This is a genomic window from Spirillospora sp. NPDC046719 (assembly GCF_040645715.1).
In the GTDB taxonomy this organism is placed as follows: domain Bacteria; phylum Actinomycetota; class Actinomycetes; order Streptosporangiales; family Streptosporangiaceae; genus Spirillospora.
This window is the reverse complement of the sequence record NZ_JBEYYT010000065.1, coordinates 25128-32512: the sequence shown is the minus strand read 5'-3', so window position 1 is coordinate 32512 and position 7385 is coordinate 25128. Positions and strand designations below refer to the sequence as shown.

Below are 7385 nucleotides of genomic sequence, written 5' to 3'. Positions count from 1 at the left end.
CTCGCCGGTGGGGCCAACCCACCCCCCCCCCCGCCGCCCCCACCCCACCCGGGCGGGGGGGGGGGGCCCCCCCCCCCCGCCGGCCCCGCCGCCCTGCCGCCCGAGGGTCTAGAGGTCGATGGAGTAGTCGAGGACGACGCGGTCGGCGGGGAGCACGATGTCGCGGCAGACCTCCATGACGGAGGCGCGCGACAGCATCCGGCGGGTGATGGCGATGACGGGCACGCCGCCGCCCATCCGGAGCGTCTCCACCTCCTCGGGGGTCGGCATGCGGGAGCGGACGGCCTCCTCGACGCGGGTCGGCGGGTGGCCGAGGTAGGCCAGCTGCGCGAGCGTGCCGCCGGGCCACGGCTCGCGCTCCGGGTCGGCGACGGGGGTGCCGCCGACGAGGTTCCACGGCAGGTAGTTGACCGAGATCTGCTGCGGCTCGCCGCGGGCGTAGAAGACGAACCGGCGCCGCAGCAGCTCGGTGCCGGTGGGCAGTTCGAAGAGCGCGCCGAGGTCGTCGTCCGCGCGCACACGGGTGAACTCCTTGTCGAGCCGGTACTCCTGCCAGCTGATCTTCTGGTCGCGGGTGAAGGTGGTCTCGGGCACCGCGAGCGGCCTGGTCACCGCGCGGTAGCGCTCCATCGCGACCCGGCGGGCGGGCGGCACGACCCGGACCACGGTGCCGCCGCCGCGGCGCGTCTCGACGAGTCCCTCGGTGCGGAGCAGCGCGACGGCCTGGCGCACGACGATCTCCGAGACGCCGTGGGCGGCGCACAGCTCCGCCATGGTCGGCAGCCGGGTCCCCGGCGGAAGGCTGCCGTCCCGGATCCCCTCTCGCAGCGTGTCGGCGATGCGCAGGTAGGCGGGACGGTCCGGCACCGGCGTCACCTCCCCTTCGTTCAGGCGCGCCCCCGGTCAATCGACGCGGTGTTCGATTTCGCCCCCTCCTCTCCGTCACTCATATCCAGCGGGCTGCTATCCGCGGGGGCATGGTCCGCTTACGGACAGCTTGACACCTCTTAGACCGAGTAAGACTTTTGTATACAGAAGAGCCGCCTCGGGGAAAGGACGACCTTGATGGGGGACTTCGAGGATCTGAAGACGGCCATCGAGGGGGAGTTTCCGGGCTGGCAGGTCTGGCGGAGCGACGCCGGACGCTGGTACGCCACCCGGAGCGGCGATCTGACCGACGCGCAGCTGCAGGCGGGATGTGCGATGACGGTGGCCGCGGACGATCCGGCGGGGCTGCGCGAGCTGCTGCTCGAGCAGGCGCGCGGGGACGGCTGAGGCGGCCGCGATGGGACGTCGCGGGGAGCGGCGCGGCCCGGTCCGCAGGCGGGGGCGGACCGGGCCGGAAGGCTCCGGTACGGAAGGTACCTGTGTCGCTCAGGTGACACAGGAATGGAGCCCAGGGCGGCGGGGTCGGTGTCACCCCTGGGGCGAGGTAGACGTGACCGCATGGACGGCGCAATCGGCGCGACCCCTGACAAAGTGTCGTGCCGTCCGTGCGGTCGCACATCTCCCGGCGCGGCGAGCGGACCGCCATCTCCGGTGAAACAGCTCCTTTCGCCATGTGAGTTCGGCTGATCTCGGGGCACTCCTACAGGGAAACGGCATCAGTGTTGTTCCCGGGGACCCCCCGGACCCCGGACCCCAGGCGAGGAGGCCATGACGACATGGCACGGGTGACGCGCGCGGAGATCGACCGGCTCGTCGGCGGCGACCACCACGATCCGCACGGCGTCCTCGGGGCGCATCCCGGCCGGGACGGGGTGACCGTCAGGGCGCTGCGCCCGCTCGCGGAGAAGGTCGAGGTCGTCCTGCCGAACGGGGACCGGCACCCGCTGCGGCACTTCCACGAGGGCGTGTTCGCCGGGACGCTGCCGGCGTCGGCGTCGCTGGCCGGCGACGACGCGGACAAGGCGCCCCTCGCGGTCCCCGACTACCGGCTGGCCGTGACGTACGCGGACGGCATCGAGACCGTGCAGGACGACCCGTACCGGCACCTGCCGACGCTCGGCGAGCTGGACCTGCACCTGATCAGCGAGGGCCGGCACGAGGAACTCTGGCGGGCGCTGGGCGCGCGCGTGCGGACGTACGCGTCCGCGTTCGGGCCGGTGTCCGGGACGGGGTTCGCCGTGTGGGCGCCGACGGCGCGCGGCGTGCGCGTGGTCGGCGACTTCAACCACTGGGACGGCCGCGCCCACCCGATGCGGTCGCTCGGATCCACCGGGGTCTGGGAGCTGTTCATCCCGGGCGTCGGCGACGGCATGCGCTACAAGTTCGAGATCCTCGGCGCGGACGGCCAGTGGCGCAGCAAGGCCGACCCCATGGCGCAGCACACCGAGCACCCCCCGGCGACGGCGTCGCGCATCTACACCTCGGCCTACGAGTGGACCGACGGCGAGTGGATGGACGGCCGCAAGGAGCACGAGTGGGTGCACGAGCCGATGAGCGTGTACGAGGTGCACCTCGGCTCGTGGCGTCCCGGGCTCGGCTACCGGGAGCTGGCGGAGGAACTGACCTCGTACGTGAAGGACATGGGGTTCACCCATGTGGAGTTCCTGCCGGTGGCGGAGCACCCCTATGGGCCGTCCTGGGGCTACCAGGTGACGTCCTACTACGCGCCGACGTCCCGCTTCGGCACCCCCGACGACTTCCGCTACCTCGTCGACAAGCTGCACCAGGCCGGTATCGGCGTCATCATCGACTGGGTGCCCGCGCACTTCCCCAAGGACGAATGGGCGCTGGCGCGCTTCGACGGCACCGCGCTCTACGAGCACGAGGACCCGACCCGCGGCGAGCATCCCGACTGGGGCACGCTGGTGTTCAACTTCGGCCGCGCGGAGGTCCGCAACTTCCTGGTGGCGAACGCGTCGTTCTGGATCGAGGAGTTCCACATCGACGGGCTCCGCGTGGACGCGGTCGCCTCGATGCTGTACCTGGACTACTCGCGCAACGAGGGCGAATGGACGCCGAACGTCTACGGCGGCCGCGAGAACCTGGAGGCCATCTCGTTCCTCCAGGAGATGAACGCGACGGTCTACAAGCGCAACCCCGGCGTCCTCACGGTCGCGGAGGAGTCGACGGCCTGGCCCGGCGTGTCCCGCCCCACCCATCTCGGCGGCCTCGGCTTCGGGTTCAAGTGGAACATGGGCTGGATGCACGACACCCTGGAGTACCTCCGGCACGAGCCCGTGTTCCGGAACTACCACCACAACGAGATCACGTTCTCGCTGGTGTACGCGTTCTCGGAGAACTACGTCCTGCCGCTCTCGCACGACGAGGTCGTCCACGGGAAGGGGTCGCTGCTCAGCAAGATGCCGGGCGACACCTGGCAGCAGTTCGCCGGGCTGCGGGCCCTGCTCGCCTACATGTGGTCGCATCCCGGCAAGCAGCTGCTGTTCATGGGCCAGGAGTTCGGGCAGGGCGCCGAATGGGCGGAGCAGCGCCCGCTCGACTGGTGGCTGCTGGACAACGCCGCCGAAGGCGCGCTGCACGTCGGGCTGCAGAAGCTCGTCCGCCAGCTCAACCACGCCTACCGCGAGGAGCCCGCGCTGTGGTCGCGCGACAACGAGCACGACGGGTTCCGCTGGATCGACGGCAACGACGCGGGCGGCAACACCCTCTCCTACCTGCGGTACGGGACGTCCGAGGACGGCGGTGAGGCGCCCGTGATGGCCTGCGTCGTCAACTTCGCCGGCAACCCGCACGAGGACTACCGCGTCGGCCTGCCGAAGACGGGCGGCTGGCGGGAGGTCCTCAACACCGACGGCTACGAGTACGGCGGCAGCGGCGTGGGGAACCTCGGGCGCGTCGAGGCGACCGCCGAGCCCTGGCACGGCCTGGAGGCGTCCGCGGTGATGCGGGTCCCGCCGCTCGGCGCCGTGTGGCTCGTCCCGGAGTGACCGGGAACTAGGGTGGCGCCATGAGCGCCGCGCAGCACCTGCACCTCGTCCCGTCCGAGTTCCTGGTCGAGCATCTGCCGAACGCGACGTTCCCCGAGGACGACGAGTGGATCGCGCTGGTCCGCGCCCCCGAGGGCCTCACCGTCGTCCGGGAGGCGTCGCCGTTCACCGAGGCGGAGCGCTGGGTCGGCTTCTACGGCGACGCCGGCCACGGCCTGGACCTGCCCGGCATGCTCGCCGCGGTCGTCGGCCCGCTCGCCGACGCCGGGGTGCCGGTGTTCGTCGCGTCCACCTACCACGCCGACCTCGTCCTGGTCCCCGACCACCGGCTGAAGGACGCGACGCAGGCCCTGCGCGACGCGGGCCACCGCGTCAGCGACGCTCGATCCGGTCGATGAGCCAGCGGGGGCCGGTGACGTGCGCGCCGGCCTCCTCGCAGCGGGCCCGCAGCTCCCGGTCCGCGGTCACGACCAGGTACTCGGTGTCGGGCTCCGGCCTGCCGACGAGGCCGACGATGTGGTCGTCGCCGCTGCCCGGCGCCGCCACGACCCGCACGCCGTCCGCCGGCTCGTCCGCCACCGCCCGCGCCGCGCCCTCGACGACCAGCACGACCTCCGGGAAGCAGCGGTCGAACGGGACGAGGCCGGGCGGCAGCCCGCCGACGCCCTCGGCGAGGACCTTCAGCGAGTCGCGCAGCCGGGCGTTGGCGCCCGCCCGGTCCTTCCACCAGCCGTCCGGCCGGGAGCCGACGACGTTCGCGCCGTCCACGACGAGCACCACGCCCTTCGTCGCGTCCCGCAGCAGCGGCCACGACCGCTCGAACGGCGCGAACAGCTTGCGGTCCTCGACCTCTTCCACCGGGACCCACTCGGCGCGGCGCGTCTCCCGCGACGCGGGCTTCACGGGCACCTTCTCGTCGAGCGCCCCGATCACGGACGTGAACGCCCAGCCGCCGTGGTCCTCGACGCGGGTGCCGCGCACCCGCACGAGACCGGTGTCGAGCGTGCACTCCTCGCTCGTCTCCCGCAGGGCGCCCGTCACCCCGTCCTCATGGCTGTGCGTGGCGCCGCCGAACATCCCCCATGTGCCGCCGCCGAGACCCCACCAGGCGCGCTGCTGCAACAGGATCCACATCCGGCCGTCCGCGTCTCGGTGGTAGGCCAGCAGCCCCGCCGCGCCGTACCGTCCCCAGTGCGTGTGCCCCTGGTCGCAATCGGCCCAGCCGTCCCCATCGCCCATGAGCCGACGATATCCGCTCGTGACCGAAGTACGGTGGTGCCGTCGTTCGGGGGGCCGACGCAGGTCCCCCATGCCGGAGGAAGCCGAAGATGTCCGCTCTGCCCCTCGTCCCCGACGATCCCCGCGAGATCGGCCGCTACCGGCTGACGGGACGGCTCGGCGAGGGCGGGCAGGGCGTCGTCTACCTCGGCGAGGGGCCGTCCGGGGAGCGCGCCGCCGTGAAGGTCCTCAAGCACGCCGACGTGCGGGCCCGCGAGCGGTTCGCGCGGGAGATGGCCGCGGCGCGGCGGGTCGCGCCGTTCGCCACCGCCGCGGTCCTCGACTCGTCCGCCGAGGGGCCGCTCCCCTACGTCGCCAGCGAGTTCGTCGACGGGCCGTCGCTGCAGGAGCGCGTCGCCGAGGGCGGCCCGCTGCGCGGCGGCGACCTCCAGCGGCTGGCGGTGAACACCGCGAGCGCGCTGGCCGCCATCCACGCCGCCGGGATCGTGCACCGCGACCTCAAGCCCGCGAACGTGCTCCTCGGCCCGGACGGTCCCCGCGTCGTCGACTTCGGCATCGCCCGCGCGATCGACGCCGAGACCCGCACGCAGATGGTCGGGACCCCCGCCTACTTCGCCCCCGAGTGGCTGCGCGACGTGCCGCCGACGGTGAAGTCGGACGTGTTCGCGTGGGCCGGGACCATGGTGTTCGCGGCGACCGGGCGCCCGCCGTTCGGCGGCGGGACGACGGTCGGGGCGATGATGCACCGGATCGCCACCGCCGACCCCGACCTCACCGGGGTACCGGACGCGCTGCGCCCGCTGCTCTCCGAGTGCCTCGCCAAGGAGCCGGACCGCCGCCCGTCCTCCCGCGACCTCGCGATGCGGCTGATCGACCCCACCTCGCGTCCCGCGGCGGACATCACCCGGCCGCAGGCGCCCTATCCGGGGCCTCCGGTGCCGGTCCCGCCCGCGCCCGGCCCCGACCACGCCGGGGGCCCGTCCCCGTTCGGCCCGGCGACGGATCCGTCCCCGTCGCGGAACCTCACGCAGCCGCACCAGCGGCCGCCGGTCCCGGGGCCGCCGCCTCCGGCCGGCGACGGGTCCGGTGGGAGCGACGGGCGCGGTGGCCGCGGAGGCGGGAGCACCCGTGTCATCGTCGGGGCGGCCGCCGCCGTCGTCCTCGCCATCGCGTGCGCGACGGCCGTCCTCCTGCTGAACAGGGGCGGGGGCACCGACAGGCCGTCCACCACGGCGTCCCAGCGCTCACCGGCCCCGAGCGGGCGGTCCTCGTCCCCGTCCGGCGGCGGAAGCGGCGGGACGGGCGCCGGCCGATCGGTGCCCGCCGCGTTCGGCGGGACGTGGGAGGGCGAGCTGACGCAGAAGGGCGGCATCACCCTGGGCGACACCGGCACCAAGGTGACGATGCGCCTGACCGGCGGGAGCGACGGCGGGACGGCCGAGTACGACCAGTGGGGCTGCCGGACCCGGCTGACGGTCTCCGCCGTGTCGGAATCGAAGGTCGACTTCGACGAGACGGCCCTGACCAGCACCGGCGCCGACAGGTTCTGCACGGGCGGCCCGGTGTCGCTGACGCGGGTGCCCGGCGGGCTGGAGTACACCTCGACCGGCATCGGCACCACCTCGGGGACGCTCCGCAAGGTCGGCTGAACGGGCCGGTGACGAAGGGCACAGTGCCGCCCGCAAGGCGCTCCGAATACCATTCGGTGCGAGACGTCGCCTGATCAGGGAGCACGAGTTGAGCGTCGAGACGGGACCGGCGGCCTTCGAGGAGACCGCGCGGATGTGGGACACCCTGACGGGCGCCGAGCTGATCCAGGCCATGGCCGACGGCCGGTTCCCGCAGATCTCCGACATCAACGACCACATCGGGCAGGTCATCACGTCCGCCGAGCCCGGCCGCGTCGACATCGCCTGGACGCCCGCCGAGAAGCTGTGCAACCCGGGCGGGACCGTGCACGGCGGCTACATCGCCATGATCCTCGACAACGCCGTCTGCCTCGCGGGCAGCAGCACCTGCGAGCACTTCATGCCGATGCTCACCCTCAACCTCAACGTCGACTACCTGCGCGGCGTCCGGGCCGGCGAGACCTACACGGTCACCGGGACGTGCGTGCACCCCGGCAGCACCCGCATGGTCGCCAACGCCCTGATCAGCGACGCGCAGGGCCGCCCCGTCGCGCAGGCGTCCGCCAGCGTCCTGCCCAACAGGGCCTTCGCGCGCAAGTAGGGCCCTCGCACGCAAGCAGGT

The 7385-nt window shown here is 73.2% G+C and carries 7 protein-coding genes; 5 read left to right on the top strand and 2 right to left on the bottom strand.

Translation table 11 applies throughout. The features are described from left to right. Positions 1–108 precede the first annotated feature (108 nt). The gene (locus ABZ914_RS14430; protein ID WP_500193392.1) at positions 109–867 is read right to left on the bottom strand and encodes a GntR family transcriptional regulator; all 759 of its coding nucleotides are present in this window, start codon (positions 865–867) and stop codon (positions 109–111) included. Between the two features lie 198 nt (positions 868–1065). On the opposite strand from ABZ914_RS14430, the gene ABZ914_RS14425 reads away from it, so the two are divergent. From ABZ914_RS14425 to ABZ914_RS14415, 3 genes are all read left to right on the top strand, one after another. Then, positions 1066–1275, top strand: a complete 210-nt coding sequence (locus ABZ914_RS14425; RefSeq protein WP_151540147.1) for a hypothetical protein — start codon at positions 1066–1068, stop codon at positions 1273–1275. A gap of 389 nt (positions 1276–1664) precedes the next feature. Further along, entirely contained in the window at positions 1665–3896 is a 2232-nt protein-coding gene (gene glgB / locus ABZ914_RS14420) for a 1,4-alpha-glucan branching protein GlgB (protein WP_500193391.1), read from the top strand. Between the two features lie 20 nt (positions 3897–3916). After that, positions 3917–4294: an ACT domain-containing protein gene (locus ABZ914_RS14415; protein ID WP_190852247.1), complete on the top strand. Its 378-nt coding sequence runs from the start codon at positions 3917–3919 to the stop codon at positions 4292–4294. On the opposite strand, the gene ABZ914_RS14410 is transcribed toward ABZ914_RS14415, so the two are convergent. Further along, complete coding sequence (locus ABZ914_RS14410) at positions 4269–5135, bottom strand: NUDIX domain-containing protein (protein ID WP_500193390.1); 867 nt, start codon at positions 5133–5135, stop codon at positions 4269–4271. The genes ABZ914_RS14415 and ABZ914_RS14410 overlap by 26 nt on opposite strands. Positions 5136–5224: 89 nt before the next feature. Between ABZ914_RS14410 and ABZ914_RS14405 the strand changes: the two genes are divergently transcribed. Together ABZ914_RS14405 and ABZ914_RS14400 are read left to right on the top strand one after the other, a co-directional pair. Then, on the top strand, positions 5225–6784 hold the full coding sequence (locus ABZ914_RS14405) for a serine/threonine-protein kinase (RefSeq protein ID WP_500193389.1): 1560 nt from the start codon (positions 5225–5227) through the stop codon (positions 6782–6784). An 88-nt stretch (positions 6785–6872) separates the two neighbouring features. Beyond that, positions 6873–7364 (top strand): PaaI family thioesterase, encoded by a 492-nt coding sequence (locus tag ABZ914_RS14400; RefSeq protein ID WP_387032717.1) that lies wholly within the window; start codon positions 6873–6875, stop codon positions 7362–7364. Positions 7365–7385: the final 21 nt, after the last annotated feature.